The sequence below is a fragment of the Microbacterium sp. MYb66 genome, assembly GCF_002979435.1.
Classification (GTDB): Bacteria; Actinomycetota; Actinomycetes; order Actinomycetales; family Microbacteriaceae; genus Microbacterium.
This window is the reverse complement of the sequence record NZ_PCOV01000011.1, coordinates 48,900-69,952: the sequence shown is the minus strand read 5'-3', so window position 1 is coordinate 69,952 and position 21,053 is coordinate 48,900. Positions and strand designations below refer to the sequence as shown.

Below are 21,053 nucleotides of genomic sequence, written 5' to 3'. Positions count from 1 at the left end.
GAGAGGGCGGTCAGGCGGTCAGCCCGGGGTGGACGAGGGAGGCGGCGACATCGATGGCGGATGCCACGTCGATGTCGGACGAGTACAGGAGCGTGCGGCCGACGGTCAGGCCGCGCACGCCGGGGAGCGACAGCGCGTCCTCCCAGGACGAGAACGTGTCGTCGGGATCGGCACCCGCGTCGCCGCCGAGCAGCAGCACGGGCAGCGTCGTCGCCGCGAGCACGCGCTCCATGTCGTCGACGACCGGGAGCTTCAGCCACGTGCTCGCACTGCTCGCACCGAGACCGCTGGCGATCGCGATCGACAGCATCACGGCATCCGGGCTCAGGTCGTTGACGACCCGGCCGTCGACGCGGCGGCTGAGGAACGGCTCGAGCATGATCGGAAGGTCTGCCCGGGCGGCTGCGGTCACCGCGTCGGCCGTCGAGGCCAGCGTGGGCGCCGTCCCGTCGTCGTCGAGGTTCACCCGCAGCAGAGCCTTGGCGAAGTCGATGCCCGAGTCCACCATCGCGGGCACGTCGTACCCGGTGTAGCGGTCGTCCATCTCGAACGTGGCCCCGCGCAGGCCGCCGCGGTTCATCGACCCGACGACGATCTTGTCGTCGAGCAGGCCGAGCATCGCCAGGTCGTCGATGATGTCGGGGGTGCCGAGCACGCCGTCCACCCCCGGATGCCGCAGGGCGATCGCGAGCCGATCGAGCAGCTCGTAGCGGTCGGCCATGGCGAAGGGGGATCCGCCGACCGCGAGCGCACCGCGCGCCGGGTGGTCGGCGGCGATGATGAACAGCCGTCCGTCCCCGCGGATGATGTCACGGCGGCGGCGTCCGGCCAGCGTCTCGCGGATCGTGTGCGGCGACTCCGCGCGCACCGTCCGGAGCCGGTGGAAGTCCTCTTCGGTCAGGGCTGTCATCTCACGCATCTCCGTTCACGACCTCGGCGACCTCGCGCTCGGTCGGCATCGCCGTCGAGCATTCCCTGCGGCCGGCGACGATGCCGCCCGCTGCGTTCGCATAGGTCAACGTCTTCTCCAGCTCCCACTCCGCGAGCAGCCCGTGGCAGAGCGCACCGCCGAACGCGTCGCCGGCACCGAGTCCGTTCACGACCTCGACCGCGGTCGCGGGGATCTCGACCTGGCGCGAGCGCGTCTTGGCGAGGACGCCGCGGGGGCCCTGCTTCACGATCGCCAATTCCACACCGCGCTCGAGGAGCGCATCCGCGGCCCGCTGCGGGTCGGTCTCGCCGACAGCGACCTCGCACTCCTCGAGGTTGCCCACGGCGACCGTGGCGAAGCCCAGCGCCTGCTGGATCTGCGTGCGGGCCTCGGCCGGCGTCTCCCAGAACATGGGCCGGTAATCCAGATCGAACACCGTGTGCGCACGGCGCCCGCGCGCCCGGAGGAGGTCGAAGTGCGTCTGCCTGCTCGGCTCCTCGCTCAGACCGGTCGCGGTGAACCAGACGAGCGCGGCCTGCCGCACCGCGGCCTCGTCGACGTCCTCCGGCCGGATCTGCAGGTCGGGAGCGGACGGTTCGCGGTAGAAGTACAGCGGGAAGTCGTCCGGCGGGAAGATCTCGCAGAACGTGATCGGCGTCTTGTACGTCGGGTCGATCGCGACGTACCGGTTGTGCACCCCGAGGCGCTCCAGCTCGGCGCGCAGGTACCGCCCGAAGGGGTCGTCTCCGACGCGGGAGAGCAGAGCGGTGTCATGGCCGTAGCGCGCGGCGGCGACGGAGACGTTGGCGGCACTGCCGCCGAGGTACTTGCCGAAGCTGCTGACCTCGCCGAGGCCGACGCCGTCCTGCAGCGGATACAGGTCGACGCCCAGACGTCCGACGGTCAGGATCTCCGGGACTGATCGTTCCTCGGTCATCGTGCCTCCTCTCGCTCGGTCATTTGTCTTAACATTAGCACTTAGTAGCCTTCTTGCCGAGATCAGTCGATCGCACGCCGGATGCTGAGCATCCCGCCGCCGACCACGCCGGCAGCCGCCGCGTCGAAGGCGCCGTCCTGCGCCTCGCCCGCCAGGTCGACCCGCGTCCAGTCGCCGGGCGACGCGAACTCCAGATCGCGCTCCTCGGCCAGGTAGTTGACGAACCGGAGCTCCGCGGCGGTCCCGACGCGTCGAGCCGACTCCAGCACGACATCGCCCGAGAGCCGGACGGGGAACGCGGCCTCGGGCAGCGGACCGTCGGCCTCGCCCGAACCCCGGACCACGAGCGGGTCGTGCCGGAAGAGGTCGGCGGCGCGCACCGCGGTCGCATCGTCCGCGCCGACCAGGACCGCCAGGTCGGTGTGCACGGCGACTCCCAGGTACTGCGCACCGGGGACGGGGATCTCGGAGCCGGCCGGCTCGTCGCGCAGCGGGTGCACGTTCACGCTCATCATCCCGACCGACCGCGACAGCGTGACCGCGAGAGCATCCGGAGCGTCCGCCGTCGACACCAGCTCGTACTCGGACAGCTTCTGCACCAGCACCGCCGTCGAGCCCGCGGCGGCGAAGCGGTACGCCGGGTACGTGGGAAGCGGGAACTCGCCCCAGCCGCCCTCGGCCTCGCGTCCGCGCACGGTCGTGCCGTACTGCCCGGCGCTGCGGGAGGAGTCGAGCCCCGTCCCGCCTGTGGGCACCAGCACCCGGAGCCGGTGGTCGGAGGCGGTGTTCACGTAGTCGATCCCGACGCGCAGGAAGCCCTCGCCCTCGCGCAGCTCGATCGTGGTCTCGGTCACCAGCGGCACCGTCGCGGTCGAGCGCCGACGGTCCGCGTCCAGGCGCTCCGGCAGGTCGTAGACCCGGCGGATGCGGATGCGGCCGCGCAGCGGACCCTCCTCGAGCACGGTCACCTCGACCGACGACGGCGCGGAGACGGCGGATGCCGCATCGACCGGGCCGTAGTTGTACGAGTCGCCGCAGTCGCCGTCGTCGACGAGAGCGAGCGCGCCGTCGACCGACGAGCCGTCCGCGCCGTCGATGCGGACGGTGCCGTCGGCGTTCACGGTCGCGGTCAGCGCCCGGTTGGACAGCGAGCCGGTCGTCACGGTGACCGGGTCGGCGGATGCCGGTGCCGTGGTCTCGCCGACCGCGGCGAGCGCGAGCCCGTCGACGTCGACGGCCAGGAGCGCCCGGTGCCGGGGGTCGGCGATGGTCTCGACGTGCCAGACGTCGTCGCCCGCGGCATCGGCGGCGACGCGCTCCTCGAGCTCCACGGTGAAGGCCGCCAGGTCCCACACGCCCTCGGGGCTCTCGGCGACCTGGAAGCGCAGCGACCGCTCGCCCCACTCGTATCCGTTGATCTGCTGACCGAAGAGCTCGCGACCGTGGATGCGGCGGAGGATCTTCGGCAGGTCTGCCGTGCGCATCCGCTCGTCGCCGAGAACGGTCGTCAGCGGGTCGAGCAGCTGCACGCCCGCGGAGAGGGCGCCGGCGTCGACACCGTGCAGGGTCACCTCGACCTGTGCGCGCCGTGCGAAGCCCGACGGGTTGAACACGAGGTGCTGCGCGGGCGAGACCGCCGCCGAGACGTCGCGGAGCACGGTGTCGATCACGCCGCGGGCGATGTGCCCCGCGGTGTGGATGCGCGTGCCGACCTGCTCGGCCGTCGCGTCGACGCCGCATCCGGTCACGGAGTCGTGCGCGGTGCTCTCCACGATGCGGTACCAGGCGGTGTCGAAGAAGGACCGGTGGTCGCGGGTGCCGTACATCAGGTCGAGGCGCTCCGCAGCGGTGAGCGCCTGCTCGGAGCGGGCCATCTCGCGCTTGAGGTTCGTGCGGATCGAGAAGACCCCGGGGAGGAGGTTGCCGCGGGCGTGCGAGCGCATCTCTCCGCGCACCTGCGGGAGGGCGGCGAGCGCTGGGGCATCCGTCGCATAGCGGGAGAGGTGCCCGTCGAGCGTCGCGATCGACAGGTGCGGCTCGCGCCCTCCCGCGTCATAGTCGCGGATGACCTCGGCGAGGTCCTCGGGCGGTGCGGAGTGGTCGGTGCCCAGCATCGCGAGCACCGGGTCGTCGCCGTACCAGGAGGCAGTGCGGGCGGCGTAGTCGGGGGCGAGCTCGGGAAGCTGTCCCGGCAGGGCGAACATGTCGAGGCCGTTGCCGTAGCCGTCGAAGAGGTACTCGCACCGCACGGCATCGCCGTTGGGGGCGACCCAGGCGAAGGCGTGCTCGGCGACGTCGGCCGGGACGCCGCGCCAGAGGGCGCTGTGGCGGATGCCGAAGCCGGCCAGGATCTGCGGCATCTGGGCCGCGTGGCCGAACATGTCGGGCAGGTAGCCGACGGGCATGGTCCGTCCGAGACGTGCGCTCGCGGCGCGGCCGAGCTCGAGGTTGCGGATGATCGTCTCGCCGTCGCAGCCGAACTCGTCGAGGAGGATGAGGAACGGGCCCACGCTGAGCTGCTCCCGCTCGACCAGCGCCACGACCCGGTCGCGCATGTCCGGGCGCATCTCGAGGTAGTCCTCGATCGCCGCGGCCTGCCCGTCGAGCGTGAACCGGTACTCCGGCTCCGCCTCGAGGATGCCGATCAGCCGGTCGAGCATGTGCACCAGGCGCAGGCGGAAGACATCGTGCGGCTCGTACCATTCGCGGTCCCAGTGGGTGTGGGGGACGACGACGATCTCACTGGTCACGGGCGGGGACTCCTGATTCTCTGGGGAAGGTGGGGGATGCGGCCGCTCAGGCGCACAGGGCGGCGATGCTGCGGTCGGGGTGCAGCAGGTAGTGGGGGCCGGCGGAGCGCTCGGCCGGGAACGCGACGCGATCGCCGTGCACCGAACGGCGCTCGCCGGCGCCGTCGACGAGGATCAGGCCGTCGGCATCGATGGCGAGCAGCTCGTCGTCGATGCGCAGGAGCACGGGAGCGGTGAAGAGATCCGGCGTGCTGAGGCCGTCGCGAACGGTCACCCCGCCCATGATGGCGGTGCGTCCGGCGGCGACTCCGGCGAGGAGCGCCTCGGGAGAGTCATCCTCCGCCGCGACCCAGGTGGTCGGGGTGCCCGGGCCGATGCCCTGGCTCTGCATGTGGAAGTCGGCGCCGCCGAGGAGCACGGCATCCTTGTCCCACCGCTCGTGGAAGGCGAGCGGCGACGTCGCGATGAGCTCGCGGTACCAGGTCGAGTGCCACAGTTCGATCGCCCGAGGGGTGCGCTCCAGCGGATGCAGCCACGAGCAGTCGCCCGAGATCGGGTGGTTCACGCTGAGGACGCCGCCGCGGCGCTCGACCTCGTCCACCCACTCCTGGGCGGGGCGGCGGAAGTCGATCCAGCCGATGTCGCCGAAGGCGTTGGCGTGACCGCGGTGCGTGGTCACCTCCTGCCCGGGGAGCAGCGTGATGGCGTGCTGCGCTCCGACCCCGGGGAGGTGCGCGTGGTGGCTGGTGGTGTTGTGGTCGGTGACGGCGAGGAAGTCGAGCCCCGCTCTCGCGCCCAGTGCGGCCAGGCCCGAGATGCTCTCGCGGCCGTCCGAGTGGAGGGTGTGCGCGTGGAAGTCGCCGGCGAACCAGCGCAGGCCCGCGGGCGCCGGCAGGTTCCTCGTGCTCCCCCGAGGGACCCCGGTCACGGGGGCGGCGACCGGACCGTGGTCGATCCCGGACTCCGCAGGGAGGAGGATCTCGATCGTGACGTCCGCACCCCCGGCGCTCAGCCGGTGCACGCCCAGGATCACGTACCACTCGCCCTCCTCGGGGCGGCCGGGCAGGTACCCGGGCGTGGCGTCGTCGGTGCGGATCACGTAGGCGGTCCGCGCACCGCCGGACCATCCGCGCCACCCTGCGGCGCCCTCGCAGCCGAGGTCGATCACCGCCGCCTCGCCGTCGTAGGAGATGCGCACCTCGAGCGAGTCGGTGCCCGCCGGCACGTCGAACGGCACCCGCACGTAGCGGTCGGCGTTCTGGATCTCGTGCGTGAGGTGCAGGGTGGTGCGGATGGTGCTCATCAGCCGATCCGCTCGGTGCTCTCGGCGTCGAACAGCAGGACGCGGTTGAGCTGCGGGACGATCCAGCCGCGGTCGCCCGGCGCCGGCTCCTGCTCTTCGGGGACGACGACCTGCAGCTTGTGCTCTCCGGTGCTCACGAGCACCAGGCTCGTGGCACCCAGAGTCTCGGTCACGACGACCTCGGCCGCGATGCCACCCTCGACCGGCTCGGTCGACCAGCGCAGGTACTCGGGACGGATGCCCCAGATCACGGTCTGCCCCTCGCGCACCGAGGAGGCGGCCTCGGCCGGGACGGGCACGTCGCCCTCGCCGATCCGGACGCTTCCTGCCGATACCGCGGTCTCCAGCAGGTTCATCGGCACCGAGCCGATGAACCCCGCGACGAACGTGTTGTTCGGGCGGTGGAAGATCTCGCGCGGCGAGCCGATCTGCTGGAGCTTGCCGGACTTCATGACCGCGATCCGGTCGGCGAGCGCGAGCGCCTCGGCCTGGTCGTGGGTGACGAACACCGTCGTGACGCCGAGGTCGCGCTGCAGCTCCTTGAGGAACGTCCGCGCCTCGAGACGCAGGCGGGCGTCGAGGTTCGACAGCGGCTCGTCGAGCAGCAGCACGTCGGGACGGGTCGCGACGGCGCGGGCGAGGGCCACGCGCTGCTGCTGACCGCCGGAGAGCTGACCCGGACGGCGCTCGATGAGTCCGTTCAGCGACAGCCCGTTCGCGACCGACTCGGCCGTGGTGCGACGCTCGGTCTTCCCCACGCGCCGGATCCGCAGCGGGTAGGCGATGTTGTCGCCCACGTCCATGTGCGGGAACAGGGCGTAGTCCTGGAAGACCATCGCCACACCGCGCTCACCCGGCTCGGCGTTCGTGACGTCCTTCTCGCCGATCGTGAGCTTGCCGGAGGTGATGCTCTCCAGCCCTGCGATCGACCGCAGCAGCGTGGTCTTCCCGCAGCCGGACGGACCGAGGAGCGCGAAGAACTCGCCGTCCGCGATCTCGACGTCGACGCTGTCGACGCCTCGCACCCCGCCGGGGTACTCCTTGACGAGTTCTGTTGCAATGATGGCGGCCATCAGGACTTGATCCCTCCGTGGAAGCGGAAACCGTAGCGACGGTTCACAAAGAAGTAGATGAGAAGGACGGGCACCGAGAACACCAGCGAGAACGCCGAGATCAGCCGGAGGTCGGCCTGGCCGCTCTCGGTGTAGAAGGTGTACATGAGCACGGCGGCCGGCTGCATGTCGGGCGTCCGCAGCAGCAGGAACGGAACGAGGAAGTTGCCCCAGACCTGCACGATCGTCCAGATCGCGATGAATGCGAGACCCGGGCGGGCGATCGGCACCACGATGTCCTTGAGGATGCGGAACGGGCCGGCGCCGTACAGCCGCGCGGACTCCTCGTAGGACTTCGGGATCGAGTCCATGAAGTCCTTGAGGATGAAGATCACCGTCGGCAGGATCCCGCCCGCCAGCACCAGGATGACGCCGACATGCGTGTTGATCAGCTGCAGCTGGTTGATCAGCTGGAACGTCGGCACCATGGCCGCCGTCCCCGTGACGATAGACGAGAGCAGCAGCAGGCCGTAGAGGATGCCGTCGCGGCCGGGGATGCTGATCCGGCTCATCGCATACGACGCGAGGGCGCCGAGGACGATCACGAGCGCCATGGTTCCGACGCCGAGGATGAGCGAGTTGAGGATCGACTTCATCGCGTAGGGGTTCTCGACCAGCCGCGCGAAGTTGTCCAGCGTCCAGTCCGGCCACGACACCGTCAGCGACGGCGTCGCATCGAACGGGGCCAGGATCAGCCACACCATCGGCAGCGCGAAGAACAGCGACACGATGACGAGCACGACCGTGAACAGGATCCGCGAGACGAAGTGGGTCACCGAGCGGTCGCGCACGACCGTCTTGATGGTGGCCATCATGAGGTCACCTTCTTCTTCTTCTTGGTGCTCTTCCCTCGCGAGACGCGCGTGTACATGAGCGCGATCACGAGGTTGATGAGGAGCATGATGAGCGAGATCGCCGCACCGAGGCCCAGCTGCCCGCCGGGGATGGCGGTCTGGTAGATGTACACCGACAGGATGTCGGTCTGACCGTTCGGCCCGCCCGCGGTGAGCAGGTAGGGCGTGAAGGTGTTGAACGTCCACAGCGTGATCAGCAGGGTGTTGGTCAGCAGGTGGCCCTTGATGTTGGGCAGGATGACGTCGCGCAGCTGCTGCCACGTGTTGGCTCCGACCATGCGGGCGCTCTCGAGCTGCGACGGGGGCACGGCGCTGATCGCCGACGAGAACAGCTGCATCGAGAACGCGGTCCCGACCCAGATGTTGAAGATGATGATGCACTCCATCGGGTGCTCGATCAGCCACGCCGCGCCCTCGGTGCCGAGGAGGGAGTTCAGGGTGCCGGTGCGCCGATCCAGGAGCGCGAGCCAGAGGAACGAGGCGACCGAGGCGGGGATGACCCAGGCGGCGAGCACGAGCGTCTCGACGAAGGTCTTCACCCCGGCACGGACGTTGCGCAGCATCCAGGCGAGGGCGAAGCCGAGGATCGTCTGCCCGATGATCCCCGAGACGAGGACGAAGACGAGCGTGAGCCACAGCGAGTTCCAGAACCGCGGATCGTTGAGAGCGGTGGCGAAGTTGTCCAGGCCGACGAACTCCGGGTTGGCGGCGGCGAAGCCGGTCAGCCGGTAGTTGGTCATCCCGAGGTAGACGGTCCAGATCGCCGGGAAGAGGAGGAACAGGCCGATCAGCAGCAGACCGGGCGCCGCGAAGAGCGTGGCCCTGGCCCGACCGAGACCCGCGACATCCTCCGCGCGGCGCCGGCGGGGAGCGGTGGTGCTCCCCGCCGGCATCGTTGCTTGCGTCATGGTCACTCGGAGATCGCGTCCGGACCCACGACGCCTTCGAGACCACGGACGTAGGTCTTCAGTGCGTCATCGACCGAGGTTCCGGTGGCGACATCGAGCGTGGCCTGCTGGAGCAGCACCGACACCTGCGGGTAGGCCGCGAGTCCCGGACGGTAGGCCGTGATCGGCAGCACCTCTTCGCTGACGAAGGTCAGCATCGGGTCGGAGGAGAGCAGCTTCTCGTTCACGTCGTTGCGCGGCGAGATCGAGAGTGTGCCTGCGGCACGCGCCTCGTACGCCTCGGGCGAGTTCATGAACGCGAGCAGCTCCCACGCCATCTCGGCGTGCTTCGAGTTGGGGTTGAGCACACGACCGGTGCCGCCCGACATCGAGACGTAGTCCTGGTCGTTGATGCCCTTGCCCGGCTCGATCGCCGGGATCTTGGCGTAGCCGACGGTGGTGTCGCGGTCGGCCATGGGAGCCGTTCCGACACCCTCGGCGGGGTTGATCACCGAGCGCCAGAAGTAGTCGCCCTCGAGGAGGATGCCGATCTTGCCCTCTGCGAAGAGCTGGAACGAGGTGTCGCGTCCCGAGGCCTCCTGCTGCAGGACCGGGTCGCCGAGGCCCTCGTCGACGTAGATGGTCTCGTACAGGTCGAGCGCCTTCTCCATGCCGTCGGTGGCGCCGATCCACTTGCCGTCCTCGTAGACCTGCTCGCCGGTGCCGACCAGCACGGGCAGCAGCCCCTGCATGGTGGTCGCCTCGCCCATCGCCGTGCCGGCGTTGAGCTGGATCGGGGTGACGCCGTCGAGCTTCTTCAGGTCGCGCGACGCGTCGAGGATGTCGTCCCAGCTCTCCGGAGCCCAGTCCTCGTCGAGCCCCGCCTGAGCGAAGAGATCCTTGTTGTAGTAGAGCACCCGGCCGTCGGCGCCCTGCGGCACCCCGTAGCGGTCGCCGTCGAACGAGAGGGCGTTCTGCACGGCATCCGGGATCTGCGCCCAGCCGTCCCAGTCGTCGACGGCCTTGCCGCCGACCTCGGCGAGCGGCTTGATGTAGCCCGCCTCGGCGAACTCGCCGACCCAGATGCCGTCCATGCCGATGATGTCGGCACCCTTGCCGGACTGCAGGTCGAGGGCGATCTTCGTCTTGTAGTCCTCGTCGTCCACGCCCTGCGGCTGGAACTCCACGGTGACGTCCTTGCCGTCCGCGTCCATGGCCTTCTCGAACTCGGGGATGACCCAGTCGGCGATCCAGTCCGCCTCGGCGCTGTTCTTGCCGCCGGTGATGGAGTTGGTCGTCAGGGTGAGGGTGACCGGCCCGGTCTCCTCCTCGGCCTCCGGCTCCGATCCTCCGGAGCAGCCGGCCAGGACGACCGCACCGACAGTGGTGAGGGCGAACGCCGCAAGCAGGCGGCGCTTTCCATTCGTGACCATTTCTGGACCTTTCTGTGTCGCTGATCGCCGAGCGGATGCCGCCCGGTCTCGGTGTGGGTGAACTACTGCGCGGCTTCGACGCTCGGGTCGAGCGTGAAGCCCTTCGAGAGCGCGAGCGAGCGGATCATCCGCTGCCCGACGCGCACGTCGGCGATCGATTCCTCGACGCTCGCCCCTTCGGGACGCTCGCCGCGGACCAGTGCCGCCAGCGCGAACAGTTCGTTCTCGAAAGCCTCTTGCTGCATCCATCGCGATTCGCTCACGCGGATGCCCAGCTCCGGGTGACTCTCGGTCACGCGGAGGATCGTGGGGAGATTCGTCACGTACGGCACTCCGAAGACGAGCTCGATCGATCCGGTCTCGTGATGGAAGGTGACGGTCTCCTGGTAGTCGGGGTACCCGTCGATGTAGTGCCAGTCGAGGGTCCACGGTGTCTCGTCGCGCGCGAGGGCGCCGCGCAGGTGCACCGAGCCCGGCATCTTCGGTCCCCAGTGCTGGGCGAAGTCGACCTCGCCCAGACCGCCGACCAGCATGCGGAGCAGTCCGACGTCGTGGACGATCGATCCCAGCACGACGTTCGTGTAGAGCGTGCGCAGGTCCGCGGGGAGGTCGGAGCCGACGGCGGAGTCGACGATCGCGGCGGTGGCGTCGATGAGCGGCGCGAGGGTGTCGCGGGAGACGTCGTCGGTGCGCGCGGCGAGACGGGCGTACTCCAGCTGGGAGCCGTCCAGGGGATGCATCACCTGCACGCTGACCGCGCGAAGGTCGACGTCGGCGAGGAGCTGCTTCGCGTGCCGGGACGCGAGGTCGTACTCCTTCATGTAGCCGACGCGCACCCAGTCGCGCAGATCGATCCCCGCCTCTGCGGCATGGGCGGTGAGCGCGTCGAGCTCGGCGAGCGAGTAGGCGAGGGGCTTCTCGGCGAGGACCCTGATGCCGGCCCGCACCAGGCGCAGCGTGTCGCCGGCGTGGGAGCCCGTGGTGGCGAGGATGGCGGCGTCGATCGCGAGCGCCCCCTCGTCCTTCGCGGCGACGAGGGCGTCGACCGAGGAGAACCGGCGCTCGTCGGCGACACCGTAGCGAGCGGCCATGTCGGCGGTGCGCTCGGCGGAGAGGTCGACGAGGGCGGCGATCTCGAAGCTCTCGGCGTTCCTGCGCAGCAGCGGCAGGTGCACGCTCTGGCTGATGGCTCCCAGTCCGATGACGGCGACGCGTGTGACGCTCATGCGAACCACGTCCGGAGGGCCTCGCGGTTGGCGATCTGCTCGGTCTTCGCCTGCTCGACCTCGTCGGTGGAGCGGGGCACCACATCCTGCTCGACGATGAGCCAGCCGTCGTATCCGCTGCCGATGATCTCGTCGACGAGCTCGGCGACGGCGAGATCGCCCTCGCCCAGGGGCACGAAGACGCGCTTCTCCCACACCGAGCGCATCGGGTCGTCGGTCTGCAGCGCCTCGCGCAGGATCTGGGTGCGCGCATCCTTCAGGTGCAGGTGGTTGATGCGGTCGCGCCACCGGCGGAAGTCGGGCAGCGGGTCGCCGCCTCCGATGAGGAGGTGCCCGGAGTCGAAGGTGAGTCCGACATCGGTCGACGTGAGCAGCGCATCGACCTCGTCGGGGGTCTCGACGTAGGTGCACGCGTGGTGGTGGAACGTGGGCTCGAGACCGCGGGCACGCACGCGGGCGGTCGCGATGTTCACGCGGTCGGCGAACCGGGCCCAGTCGTCGCCGCGGAGCGTGAGCTCGGGAGCGCCGCCGGGTCGCGCCTTGCGCTCGGCGCTGCCGGAGTCGGCGAGCGTGGGCAGTGGAGCCAGGGCGGGGCCGGTGTCCGCAGCTGCGACGAACACGTCGAGGATGCCGTCGAGGTCGGCCAGCGCACGGGCGAAGTCGTCGTCGTCACCGGCGAAGGGCAGATCCACCCACCCGCCTGCGAGCTCGAGGCCGTGACGCTGCAGGCGATCCGTGAGCTCGTCGCCGCGGCCGAGGAGTCCGACCGGACCGAGGTCGATGCCCTGGTACCCGGCCTCGCTGATCCAGCGCGCGAGTTCCTCCCCCTCGGGGAGAGCGACGAGATCCGGCCGTGCCAGCTCGAAGACTCCGTAGCTCACCGGCGCATTCGCGATACGGATCACTCGATTTCCTTTCTCCATTGAACGGTCGGACCGGAGGCCCGTGGAAATGTTAGCAGGTAATTACATATGCATCAATCGTCGTCCGACGACCCCTGGACGACCACCGATCTCACACCCTCGAGGCGCGCGATCACGTCGATCAGCTCCGTGCGCATGTCGGGCGAGGCCTCCGCGAACTCGAGGGTCGCGCGCATGTCCGAGTCGCCGTGGATGCGCGCAGCGCCGAGGAGCGTGGCGGGAAGGCCGCGTCGCTCCGCCGCGGCGAGGACCTCCCGGAGAGCGCCGCGATCGGCCTCGTACTGCAGGGTCACCCGCAGGCGCTCGGGCTCCGGGCGCAGACGGTCGCGCACGCGGGACAGGGGGCCCACCGTGAGCAGGTGCAGCCCGGTGCCGGCGATCGCCAGGAGGGGCATGTTCGCCCCGCACGCCATGCCGATGGCGGCCACCACCCAGATCGTCGCCGCCGACGTCAGACCCGACACGGCGTTGTTCCGCACGAAGATCACGCCGGCGCCGAGGAACCCGATCCCGGACACCACCTGCGCCGCGATGCGGGAGGGGTCGACCGCCACGTCCGGACCCAGCACCCCCTCGAACCCGTACGCCGAGATCAGCGTGAAGATCGCGGAGCCGATCCCGACGAGGACGTGCGTGCGCAGACCTGCGCTCTTGAGCTTGCGGGAGCGCTCGACGCCGACGGCCAGGGACAAGACGAACGCCAGTGCGAGCAGCCCGAGCTCGACGAGCAGGTGCGGATCCCACACGTAGCTCACGCCTCGTCCCTCATGTCAGCACAATAGCACTTTAAGCATCCGCGGCGGGGAGACCGCATCCGAGACCCGCCTTGCCGCGCCTCGCCGGGCGAGATCCCCCGAAAAGAGGGGGATGGAGGCGATCGTATGATTGTCGCTACAATATGACTCCCTCACAGAAAGCGGAGCACCATGGCCGATCTCGTCACCCCATGGCCGAACGATCTCTTCGCGGACATCGACCGCACGGGCCCGGTTCCGCTGTACTTCCAGGTCTCCACCCGCCTGCAGAGCGCGATCCAATCCGGCGCCATCCCGGCCGGCGCCCGCCTCGAGAACGAGGTGTCGATCGCCGAGCAGCTGGGTCTCTCGCGGCCCACCATCCGGCGCGCGATCCAGGAGCTCGTCGACAAGGGACTCCTCGTGCGACGCCGAGGCATCGGCACCCAGGTCGTGCAGGGCTCCGTCACCCGCCAGGTCGAGCTCACCAGCCTGTTCGAAGACCTGCAGAGCGCCCACCACGAGCCGGGCACGCAGGTGCTCACCCACGAGGTCATCCCGGCCTCGGAAGAGGTTGCGGCGGCCCTGGCCCTCTCCCCCGGCACCGATGTCCTGCATCTGCGGCGCCGCCGGAGCACCGACGGCGTCCCTGTCGCCGTGCTGGAGAACTACCTGCCGCGCGAGTTCGCGGACATCTCCTCGGAGCAGCTCGAGTCGCGCGGCCTCTATCAGGTGCTGCGTGCGCGAGGCGTCGCCATCCGGGTCGCCAAGCAGAAGATCGGCGCCCGGCGCGCGGAGGCCGACGAGCCGGGGCTGCTCGAGATCGAAGCCGGCGGACCGCTGCTGACGATGGAGCGCATCTCGTTCGATCAGTCCGGCGCGGCGATCGAGTACGGACATCACTGCTACCGGCCCGATCTCTATCGCTTCGAGACCACGCTCGTCGCCAAGTAGCCCTGAAACCCCTGGGGCGGCGGATGCCGCCTCCGTAGACTGACCCCATGGATGACGTGCTGTGGATCATCGGGATCGTCGTCGGCCTGATCGTCGTCGTCGCGATCCTGGCCGTCGCACTGCGCGGAATGCGGCCGAAGCTGCCGGAGCCGCAGGTCTTCGTACCGACGGCCGCGACACCGCGCTCGGCGCCCGCCTCCTCGGCGTCGACGCCGGCCTCCGGGCTGACCCCCGACGTCGTCGCCGAGATCGACCGGCTCGTCGGAGCAGGACAGAAGATCCACGCCATCAAGCTCTACCGCGATCGCACCCGGGTCGGGCTGAAGGAGGCGAAGGACCGCATCGACCACTGGTCGGTGAGCACGACCGCACCGCACCTCGCAGCCGTGTCGAACGCCACGGCCGTGCATTCCTCGATCACGCCGTCCGCGCCGACCCTCTCCTCGGTCCGCGCGTCGCTGCCGGCATCCGTGGCCTCCGACATCGACAAGCTCGTCGCCGACGGCGCGAAGATCGTCGCCATCAAGCAGCTCCGCGAGCACACCGGTCTCGGACTGAAGGAGTCGAAGGACCTGATCGAGGCCTGGGTTCCCGGCCGGCGCTGAACCTCCGGCTCGCGCATCCGGACAGCCCCGCACGTCGGCAGAGCTGCGCCCGGGGGAGAATGGGAGCGTCCCTCGTTCAAAGGAGCCCCATGCCCGACCGTCTCGACCGCGCCCGCACAACCGGCATCCTCGCCGTCCTGCGCGCCCCCTCCCCCGAGCTGGCATTGGAGGCCTCCGAGGCCATCATCCGCGGCGGGGTCACCGGCATCGAAGTGACCTTCTCCACTCCCGACGCCCCCGCCGTGATCCGGGAACTCATCGCACGCCACGGGGATGCCGCGTACATCGGCGCCGGCACCGTGACGAACGCGGCGCAGGCGGCACAGGCAGCGGATGCGGGGGCGGAGTTCCTCGTCAGCCCCGGCACCCTCCCCGACCTCACCCGCACCATGCTCGACACCGGCCGCGTGGTGATGACCGGCGCGATGACCCCGACCGAGGTGATGAGCGCGCTCGAGCTCGGCGTCGACGTCGTCAAGATCTTCCCGGCGTCGCTCGGCGGCCCGTCCTACCTCGGCGCGCTGCGGGGCCCCTTCCCGGACGCACCGCTGATGCCCACCGGCGGTGTGAGCCCTGAGAACCTGTCCGCCTGGTTCGCGGCCGGCGCCGTCGCGGTCGGAGCCGGCGGAGACCTCGCGAACGGCGCCTCGATCAAGGCCTCCGACTGGGCCGACCTCGAGCAGCGCGCCGCGCGGTTCACCCAGGCCCTCGCCGCGACCCGGAGCTGATCGAGCGCTCCTGATCGGGCGCGGCACCCAGCGTCGTTTGGTATACCAGACGCATGCGCACGCGAGGGATGCTGATCACCGCCGCCCTCACGGCAGCCTTGCTGACCGCGGCGGGCTGCGCCGCACGACCCTCCTCGCACGCCCCTTCATCGCCCGCACAGACATCCACCGCACAGACACAGGAGGTCGCCATGACCGAGGCCACCCGGAACCTGATCGCCGCCGCGGAGTCCGGCGACGCCGAGGGAGTGGCGGCCGCGCTCGACGCCGGCGCGGAGATCGACGCGCGGGGCAGCGGCGGCATGACCGCCCTGGTCGCCGCGACCAAGGCGAACCACGTCGATGCGGCGCGGACCCTGATCGAGGCCGGCGCGGACGTGAACGCGAAGGACGATATCCAGGACTCCGCCTACCTGTACGCGGGTGCGCGCGGGCACGACGAGATCCTGCGCCTGACGCTCGAGCACGGCGCCGACCTCGCGAGCACGAATCGCTTCGGCGGCACGGCGCTGATCCCCGCCGCCGAACGCGGACTCCTCTCGACCGTCGGGATCCTGCTCGAGGCGGGCGTCGACCCCGACCACGTCAACAACCTGGGCTGGACGGCGCTGCACGAGGCGATCGTGCTCGGCGACGGCTCCTCCCGCTACGTCGACGTGGTCAGGGCGCTCATCGACGGTGGGGCGGACATCCGCATCCCCGACGGCGACGGCGTGCTTCCGGTCGACCTCGCAGCGGGTCGCGGATACGACGCCGTCGTCGCCGAGCTGCGACGGTGATCGCGCTCGACCCCTGGGCCTGGACGGCACTCGCCGTCGCGGCGGTGGCGATCGGGATCTCGAAGACGGCGCTGCCCGGCGGCAGCATCCTCGCGATCGCCCTGTTCGCGGCGGTCCTGCCGGCGCGCACCTCCACGGCCGCGACCCTGCTGCTGCTGATGGTCGGCGACGTGTTCGCGCTGATCGCCTACCGACGCCACGCGCACTGGCCGACGCTGCTGCGCCTCGCACCGGCGGTCATCGCGGGGCTCCTCGTCGGGTTCGCGTTCCTCGCGCTCGCCGGTGACGGAACGGTGCGCCGCGCGATCGGCGTGATCCTGCTGCTGATGATCGCCGTGACACTGTGGCGGCGGTGGCGGCAGAGCAGAGCGGATGCCGCGCCCCCGGCATCCGGCGGCATCGTGCTCGCGGGCACCTACGGTACGCTCGGCGGGTTCACGACCATGGTGGCCAATGCGGGCGGCCCGGTCATTTCGATGTACTTCCTGGCCACCCGCACTCCGGTGCAGGTGTTCCTCGGCACCTCCGCATGGTTCTTCGCGATCATCAACGTGGTGAAGGTGCCGTTCCTCGCCGGCCTCGGGCTGTTCCAGGCGCCGGTGCTGCTGATGGATGCCGTGCTCGCCCCCCTCGTGGTGATCGGGGCGCTCACGGGGATGCGGGTCGCCCGGCGGATGAACCAGCGCGTGTTCGACCGCGTCGTGATCGGGCTCACGATCCTCGGCGCGGTGTACCTGCTGTTCTGAGCTCCCCCGATCCCTCTCCCACCCACGCCCGCGCCCACCTCCCGTACCCGCGCACACACCCTACGCTGAGGGGTCAAAACACGCCGCACGCGGCTCGCGCGATAGGGCGTGTCGTGACCCCTCAGCCAAGCCGCCGGTGCGGACGGCGTGGACAACCCGCGCCCTCAGTCGAGGAAGATGTCCGGGAACAGCGCGCTGTCGGGGGTGCCGGGAATCGCGGCGTAGCCCGAGAAGTCGGTCACTCCGTCGGCCTCGAGCACGTCTTCCACGATCAGGCTCTGCCCCGTGTACGACGCCGCGGGCTTGAGGAGCACCGCGTAGGCGGCGTCCGCGTAGATGTCGGGCGTGCGGCTCGCGGCCATGACCTTGTCGCCGCCGAGGAGGTTCTGCACGGCCGCGGTCGCGATCGTGGTGCGCGGCCACAGCGTGTTCGCGGCGATCCCGTCGCGTGCGAACTCCGCCGCGAGACCGAGCGTCGCGAGGGTCATGCCGAACTTGGCGAGCGTGTAGCCGGTGTGCGCGCCGAGCCATTTCGGCGTCGGGTTGAGAGGCGGCGAGAGCGAGAGGATGTGCGGGTTCTCGGCATCCTTGAGGATCGGCACCGCCGCACGCGACAGCATGAAGGTGCCGCGCACGTTCACGTCCTGCATCAGGTCGTACTTCTTCGCACCCAGATCGAGCGAGCGCGACAGGTCGATCACGCTGGCGTTGTTGATGACGATGTCGATGCCGCCGAACTCGCCCTGCGTCTTCATGACCGCTTCGGTGATGTCGTCGTCTTCACGCACGTCGCCGACGATCGGCAGCGCCTGTCCGCCGGCGGCGCGGATCTGCTCGGCGGCGGTGTGGATCGTGCCCTCGAGCTTGGGATGCGGGGTGTCCGTCTTCGCGAGCATCGCGATGTTCGCACCGTCCGCGGCCGCCCGCAGCGCGATCGCGAGGCCGATGCCGCGGCTGCCGCCCGACATCAGGATGGTCTTTCCTGCCAGTGACATGGGTTCTCCTTGGTTCCGTTCGCGAGTCTGTTCGCCGGTTCGGGTCGCTGTGGGCTCAGCGCGGGGCCATGCGGATCGCGCCGTCGAGGCGGATCGTCTCGCCGTTGAGATAGCCGTTCTCGACGATCTGCTGCACGAGGGCGGCGTACTCGTCGGGGCGGCCCAGGCGCGCAGGGAACGGCACCTGCTGGCCGAGCGAGTCCTGCGCCTCCTGCGGAAGCCCCATCAGCATCGGGGTCTCCATGATCCCGGGTGCGATCGTGCAGACCCGGATGCCGTAGCGGGCGAGCTCGCGGGCCACGGGAAGCGTCATGGCGTGCACGCCGCCCTTGGACGCGGCGTAGGCGGGCTGGCCGATCTGCCCGTCGAACGCGGCGACGCTCGCGGTGTTCACGATGACGCCGCGCTCTTCGTCGTGGGGCTCGTTCTTGGCGATCGCGGCCGAGGCCTGCGAGATGACGTTGAAGGTGCCGACGAGGTTGATGCGCACCACCCGCTCGAAGTCCGCGAGCACGGCGGGATTGCCCTCGCGGTCGAGCACCTTGGCGGGCGGTGCGATGCCGGCGCAGTTCACGACCACGCGCAGCGGCGCGGCGGACTGGGCCGCGGCGACGGCGGCCTGCACCTCTTCGGCGCTCGTGACGTCGGCGGCGACGAAGAGTCCGCCGAGCTCGGTGGCGACGTCCGCTCCCTTCGACGAGGCGAGGTCGATGATCGTGACGTGGGCTCCCGCGGCGACGAGTCGGCGCGCGGTGGCGAGTCCGAGGCCCGAGGCGCCTCCGGTGATGAGTGCACCCTGTCCGCTGATCTGCATCTGATGTTCTCCTTCGAACGTCGTCGTGCGGCATGCTGTGATGGAACGCAGTCTCAGCCTACGTGACACCGTCCCTGCGGATGACGCGCGCGGGTCCGAGCGGTCCGGCCCTGGGGCTGCGCTCGTCGGGCAGGATGGAGGCGTGAGCATCCCCGACCTGTCCATCGACGTTCCTGCGCGGGTGCGGGAGCTCGCACGCGGCGCCGCCCTGACCCCGGTCTGGCGCAACGGCCTCGGCGGCTTGACGTTCCGCACCGACGACCGGCGCTACATCAAATGGGGACCGCTCGACGACGAGGCGAACATGCGCGACGAGGCGGAGCGGATGCGCTGGGCGCACCAGTGGATCACGGTTCCCGAAGTGCTCGAACAGGGACAGGATGCCGCGCACGAATGGCTCGTGACGGTGGCGCTCGATGCCCGGAGCGCGGTCGATCCTCGCTGGGCGGACGAGCCGGAGCTGGCCGTGCGTGCGGTGGGACAGGCGCTGCGCACGCTGCACGACGCCCTGCCCGTGGCGGAGTGCCCCTGGGAATGGAGCACCGCCTGGCGGATCGCGAACGCGGCGGAGCGCGGGACGCGGGTACCGGACGAACTGCACGAGGCTCCGCCGACCGACCGTCTCGTCGTCTGCCACGGTGACGCCTGCATGCCGAACACGCTGCTCGACGACGACGGACGACCGGTCGGGTTCGTCGATCTCGCGGCCCTCGGCGTCGCCGACCGGTGGGCCGACATCGCCGTGGCCTCGATGAGCACGCTGTGGAACTTCGGGCCCGGGTGGGAGGACACCCTCATCGCCGCCTACGGCATCGAGCCCGACCGGGAACGCCTCGAGTACTACCGGAGGCTCTGGAACGAGACCTGAGCGAGCCGATCCGATCCGGGTACGGACGTCGCAACGCTCCTAGTGGTGGAAGGCGGAGTCGGGGTGGTCGTCCGGCATAGGTGCGGTGAGCGCGTCGAGGTGTGCGACCTCCGCCGCGATCGCATCCAAAAGCTCCGACGCCAGATCCATGCTCAGTCCGTTGCGCACGACGATCCGCTGCACGGTGATCTGCTCGAGGTCGGCCGGCATCGGATACGCCGGAACGAGCCAGCCGCGCATCCGCAGACGATCCTGCAGATGGTAGAGCGTCCAGTTCTTCGTATGACCGTCCTTGAGTCGCCAGGCGAAGACGGGGATGTCGCTGCCGTCGTTCCAGAGCTCGAACGCGTCGAGCTTCGCGATGCCGGCCGAGAGGAACTTCGCGACGTCCTGTGAAGCCTGCTGCACGGCCCGGTACCCCTCGAATCCCAGCCGCAGGAACAGGTAGTACTGGAGCAGCACCTGCGCTCCCGGGCGCGAGAAGTTCAGGGCGAACGTGGGCATCTCGCCGCCGAGGTAGCTGACCTTGAACACCAGGTCCTCCGGCAGCCACTGCGCGTCCCGCCAGACGATCCAGCCGAGCCCGGGGTACACGAGACCGTATTTGTGCCCGGAGGTGCTGATCGAGTGCACCCGCTCGAGGCGGAAGTCCCAGACGAGGTCGGGCTGCAGGAATGGCGCGATCATCGCTCCAGACGCTCCGTCGATATGGATCGGGATGTCGAGACCGGTGCTCTTCTGGATCTCGTCGAGGGCCGCGGCGATCGCCTCTACCGGCTCGTACATCCCCGTGTACGTCACACCCATGATCGCGACGACCCCGATCGTGTTCTCGTCGACGTACTTCGCCAGGTCGTGCCCGTCGAGCGTCTTGTGGTCCGCACTGATGGGCACGTAGCGGGGCTCGACGTCGAAGTAGTTGCAGAACTTCTCCCAGCAGACCTGGACCGCGGCGGACATCACGAGGTTCGGCGTGGCGGCTTCCTTCCCCGCGGCACGTCTCGCCTGCTGCCACCGCCGCTTGAACGCGAGGCCACCCAGCATGCACGCCTCCGAGGAGCCGATCGTCGAGGTGCCGATGCTGTTCGCGGCATCCGGGGCGTTCCAGAGGTTCGCCAGCATGTGCCAGCAGTTGTCCTCGATCGCGGCGGTCTGCGGATACTCGTCCTTGTCGATCATGTTCTTGTCGAACGACGCGGTGTACACCTGCTTGGCCTCGTCATCCATCCAGGTGCTGACGAACGTCGCGAGGTTCAGCCGCGCATTGCCGTCGAGGATCGTCTCGTCCTCGACGATCTGCTTCGCCGTCGCGGGCAGCGTCCCCTGCGGCGGGATGGCGTGGCGGGGAGCGACCGTCGCCTCACCGGGCCTGGTGAACATCGGCTCGTAGTCGGAAGAGGGTGTGCTCATGCTCGGGACCTTTCCACGGATGCGGCCTCGCTGCCGTGCCGCCCACCGTAGCGCGGCCGCCCCG

20 protein-coding genes are annotated in these 21,053 nt (G+C 69.9%); 6 read left to right on the top strand and 14 right to left on the bottom strand.

Translation table 11 applies throughout. The features are described 5' to 3' along the window. Positions 1–10: 10 nt before the first annotated feature. From CQ045_RS16910 to CQ045_RS16860, 11 genes are all read right to left on the bottom strand, one after another. Complete coding sequence (locus CQ045_RS16910; protein ID WP_091031531.1) at positions 11–910, bottom strand: hypothetical protein; 900 nt, start codon at positions 908–910, stop codon at positions 11–13. Between the two features lies 1 nt (position 911). Then, the gene (iolC, locus tag CQ045_RS16905) at positions 912–1,868 is read right to left on the bottom strand and encodes a 5-dehydro-2-deoxygluconokinase (protein ID WP_105725842.1); all 957 of its coding nucleotides are present in this window, start codon (positions 1,866–1,868) and stop codon (positions 912–914) included. 62 nt (positions 1,869–1,930) lie between these two features. Next, positions 1,931–4,618: an alpha-mannosidase gene (locus CQ045_RS16900; RefSeq protein ID WP_105725840.1), complete on the bottom strand. Its 2,688-nt coding sequence runs from the start codon at positions 4,616–4,618 to the stop codon at positions 1,931–1,933. A gap of 46 nt (positions 4,619–4,664) precedes the next feature. Next, complete coding sequence (locus CQ045_RS16895) at positions 4,665–5,921, bottom strand: CehA/McbA family metallohydrolase (RefSeq protein ID WP_105725838.1); 1,257 nt, start codon at positions 5,919–5,921, stop codon at positions 4,665–4,667. Next, positions 5,921–6,994 carry an ABC transporter ATP-binding protein gene (locus CQ045_RS16890; protein WP_105725836.1) on the bottom strand — a complete coding sequence of 358 codons (1,074 nt, stop codon included), beginning with the start codon at positions 6,992–6,994 and terminating at the stop codon, positions 5,921–5,923. Before CQ045_RS16890 ends, CQ045_RS16895 begins: the two co-directional genes overlap by 1 nt. Then, positions 6,994–7,848: a carbohydrate ABC transporter permease gene (locus CQ045_RS16885; RefSeq protein WP_219844450.1), complete on the bottom strand. Its 855-nt coding sequence runs from the start codon at positions 7,846–7,848 to the stop codon at positions 6,994–6,996. Before CQ045_RS16885 ends, CQ045_RS16890 begins: the two co-directional genes overlap by 1 nt. Beyond that, a complete protein-coding gene (locus CQ045_RS16880) occupies positions 7,845–8,795 on the bottom strand; it encodes a carbohydrate ABC transporter permease (RefSeq protein WP_258131133.1) in 951 nt (316 codons plus the stop codon). The genes CQ045_RS16885 and CQ045_RS16880 overlap by 4 nt, the downstream gene beginning before the upstream one ends. Positions 8,796–8,797: 2 nt before the next feature. After that, positions 8,798–10,207 carry an extracellular solute-binding protein gene (locus CQ045_RS16875; protein WP_105725831.1) on the bottom strand — a complete coding sequence of 470 codons (1,410 nt, stop codon included), beginning with the start codon at positions 10,205–10,207 and terminating at the stop codon, positions 8,798–8,800. A gap of 62 nt (positions 10,208–10,269) precedes the next feature. After that, entirely contained in the window at positions 10,270–11,433 is a 1,164-nt protein-coding gene (locus CQ045_RS16870) for a Gfo/Idh/MocA family protein (RefSeq protein WP_105725829.1), read from the bottom strand. Continuing rightward, positions 11,430–12,338 carry a sugar phosphate isomerase/epimerase gene (locus CQ045_RS16865; protein ID WP_219844449.1) on the bottom strand — a complete coding sequence of 303 codons (909 nt, stop codon included), beginning with the start codon at positions 12,336–12,338 and terminating at the stop codon, positions 11,430–11,432. The genes CQ045_RS16870 and CQ045_RS16865 overlap by 4 nt, the downstream gene beginning before the upstream one ends. A gap of 71 nt (positions 12,339–12,409) precedes the next feature. Further along, positions 12,410–13,111 (bottom strand): MgtC/SapB family protein, encoded by a 702-nt coding sequence (locus CQ045_RS16860; protein ID WP_105725827.1) that lies wholly within the window; start codon positions 13,109–13,111, stop codon positions 12,410–12,412. Between the two features lie 171 nt (positions 13,112–13,282). Between CQ045_RS16860 and CQ045_RS16855 the strand changes: the two genes are divergently transcribed. The 5 genes from CQ045_RS16855 to CQ045_RS16835 all read left to right on the top strand — a co-directional run bounded on the left by CQ045_RS16855 (position 13,283) and on the right by CQ045_RS16835 (position 16,902). Then, positions 13,283–14,044 carry a GntR family transcriptional regulator gene (locus CQ045_RS16855; RefSeq protein ID WP_105725825.1) on the top strand — a complete coding sequence of 254 codons (762 nt, stop codon included), beginning with the start codon at positions 13,283–13,285 and terminating at the stop codon, positions 14,042–14,044. A 47-nt stretch (positions 14,045–14,091) separates the two neighbouring features. Then, the gene (locus tag CQ045_RS19085; protein WP_258131132.1) at positions 14,092–14,649 is read left to right on the top strand and encodes a ribosomal protein L7/L12; all 558 of its coding nucleotides are present in this window, start codon (positions 14,092–14,094) and stop codon (positions 14,647–14,649) included. An 89-nt stretch (positions 14,650–14,738) separates the two neighbouring features. Then, complete coding sequence (locus CQ045_RS16845; protein WP_105725823.1) at positions 14,739–15,377, top strand: bifunctional 4-hydroxy-2-oxoglutarate aldolase/2-dehydro-3-deoxy-phosphogluconate aldolase; 639 nt, start codon at positions 14,739–14,741, stop codon at positions 15,375–15,377. Positions 15,378–15,568: 191 nt separating this feature from the next. Continuing rightward, complete coding sequence (locus CQ045_RS16840; RefSeq protein ID WP_258131131.1) at positions 15,569–16,156, top strand: ankyrin repeat domain-containing protein; 588 nt, start codon at positions 15,569–15,571, stop codon at positions 16,154–16,156. Continuing rightward, positions 16,153–16,902, top strand: coding sequence for a sulfite exporter TauE/SafE family protein (locus tag CQ045_RS16835; RefSeq protein WP_105725819.1), 750 nt, complete (start codon positions 16,153–16,155; stop codon positions 16,900–16,902). The genes CQ045_RS16840 and CQ045_RS16835 overlap by 4 nt, the downstream gene beginning before the upstream one ends. 164 nt (positions 16,903–17,066) lie before the next feature. Here CQ045_RS16835 and CQ045_RS16830 read toward each other — a convergent pair whose 3' ends face one another. After that, positions 17,067–17,897 (bottom strand): NAD(P)-dependent oxidoreductase, encoded by an 831-nt coding sequence (locus CQ045_RS16830; protein ID WP_105725817.1) that lies wholly within the window; start codon positions 17,895–17,897, stop codon positions 17,067–17,069. Positions 17,898–17,952: 55 nt separating this feature from the next. Next, positions 17,953–18,711: an SDR family NAD(P)-dependent oxidoreductase gene (locus tag CQ045_RS16825; protein WP_105725815.1), complete on the bottom strand. Its 759-nt coding sequence runs from the start codon at positions 18,709–18,711 to the stop codon at positions 17,953–17,955. A gap of 142 nt (positions 18,712–18,853) precedes the next feature. Between CQ045_RS16825 and CQ045_RS16820 the strand changes: the two genes are divergently transcribed. After that, on the top strand, positions 18,854–19,579 hold the full coding sequence (locus CQ045_RS16820; protein WP_181156621.1) for an aminoglycoside 3'-phosphotransferase: 726 nt from the start codon (positions 18,854–18,856) through the stop codon (positions 19,577–19,579). 39 nt (positions 19,580–19,618) lie between these two features. Here the strand turns inward: CQ045_RS16820 and CQ045_RS16815 are convergent, their stop codons facing one another. Next, the gene (locus tag CQ045_RS16815; protein ID WP_105725811.1) at positions 19,619–20,989 is read right to left on the bottom strand and encodes a glutamate decarboxylase; all 1,371 of its coding nucleotides are present in this window, start codon (positions 20,987–20,989) and stop codon (positions 19,619–19,621) included. Between the last annotated feature and the right edge of the window lie 64 nt (positions 20,990–21,053).

What these genes read in the sequence shown, in the direction of transcription:
- CQ045_RS16910 (WP_091031531.1), bottom strand. Translation starts at nt 910, where the DNA reads ATGACAGCCCTGACCGAAGAGGACTTCCACCGGCTCCGGACGGTGCGC.
- iolC (WP_105725842.1), bottom strand. Translation starts at nt 1,868, where the DNA reads ATGACCGAGGAACGATCAGTCCCGGAGATCCTGACCGTCGGACGTCTG.
- CQ045_RS16895 (WP_105725838.1), bottom strand. Translation starts at nt 5,921, where the DNA reads ATGAGCACCATCCGCACCACCCTGCACCTCACGCACGAGATCCAGAAC.
- CQ045_RS16890 (WP_105725836.1), bottom strand. Translation starts at nt 6,994, where the DNA reads ATGGCCGCCATCATTGCAACAGAACTCGTCAAGGAGTACCCCGGCGGG.
- CQ045_RS16885 (WP_219844450.1), bottom strand. Translation starts at nt 7,848, where the DNA reads ATGATGGCCACCATCAAGACGGTCGTGCGCGACCGCTCGGTGACCCAC.
- CQ045_RS16880 (WP_258131133.1), bottom strand. Translation starts at nt 8,795, where the DNA reads ATGACGCAAGCAACGATGCCGGCGGGGAGCACCACCGCTCCCCGCCGG.
- CQ045_RS16875 (WP_105725831.1), bottom strand. Translation starts at nt 10,207, where the DNA reads ATGGTCACGAATGGAAAGCGCCGCCTGCTTGCGGCGTTCGCCCTCACC.
- CQ045_RS16870 (WP_105725829.1), bottom strand. Translation starts at nt 11,433, where the DNA reads ATGAGCGTCACACGCGTCGCCGTCATCGGACTGGGAGCCATCAGCCAG.
- CQ045_RS16855 (WP_105725825.1), top strand. Translation starts at nt 13,283, where the DNA reads ATGGCCGATCTCGTCACCCCATGGCCGAACGATCTCTTCGCGGACATC.
- CQ045_RS19085 (WP_258131132.1), top strand. Translation starts at nt 14,092, where the DNA reads ATGGATGACGTGCTGTGGATCATCGGGATCGTCGTCGGCCTGATCGTC.
- CQ045_RS16845 (WP_105725823.1), top strand. Translation starts at nt 14,739, where the DNA reads ATGCCCGACCGTCTCGACCGCGCCCGCACAACCGGCATCCTCGCCGTC.
- CQ045_RS16840 (WP_258131131.1), top strand. Translation starts at nt 15,569, where the DNA reads ATGACCGAGGCCACCCGGAACCTGATCGCCGCCGCGGAGTCCGGCGAC.
- CQ045_RS16830 (WP_105725817.1), bottom strand. Translation starts at nt 17,897, where the DNA reads ATGTCACTGGCAGGAAAGACCATCCTGATGTCGGGCGGCAGCCGCGGC.
- CQ045_RS16825 (WP_105725815.1), bottom strand. Translation starts at nt 18,711, where the DNA reads ATGCAGATCAGCGGACAGGGTGCACTCATCACCGGAGGCGCCTCGGGC.
- CQ045_RS16815 (WP_105725811.1), bottom strand. Translation starts at nt 20,989, where the DNA reads ATGAGCACACCCTCTTCCGACTACGAGCCGATGTTCACCAGGCCCGGT.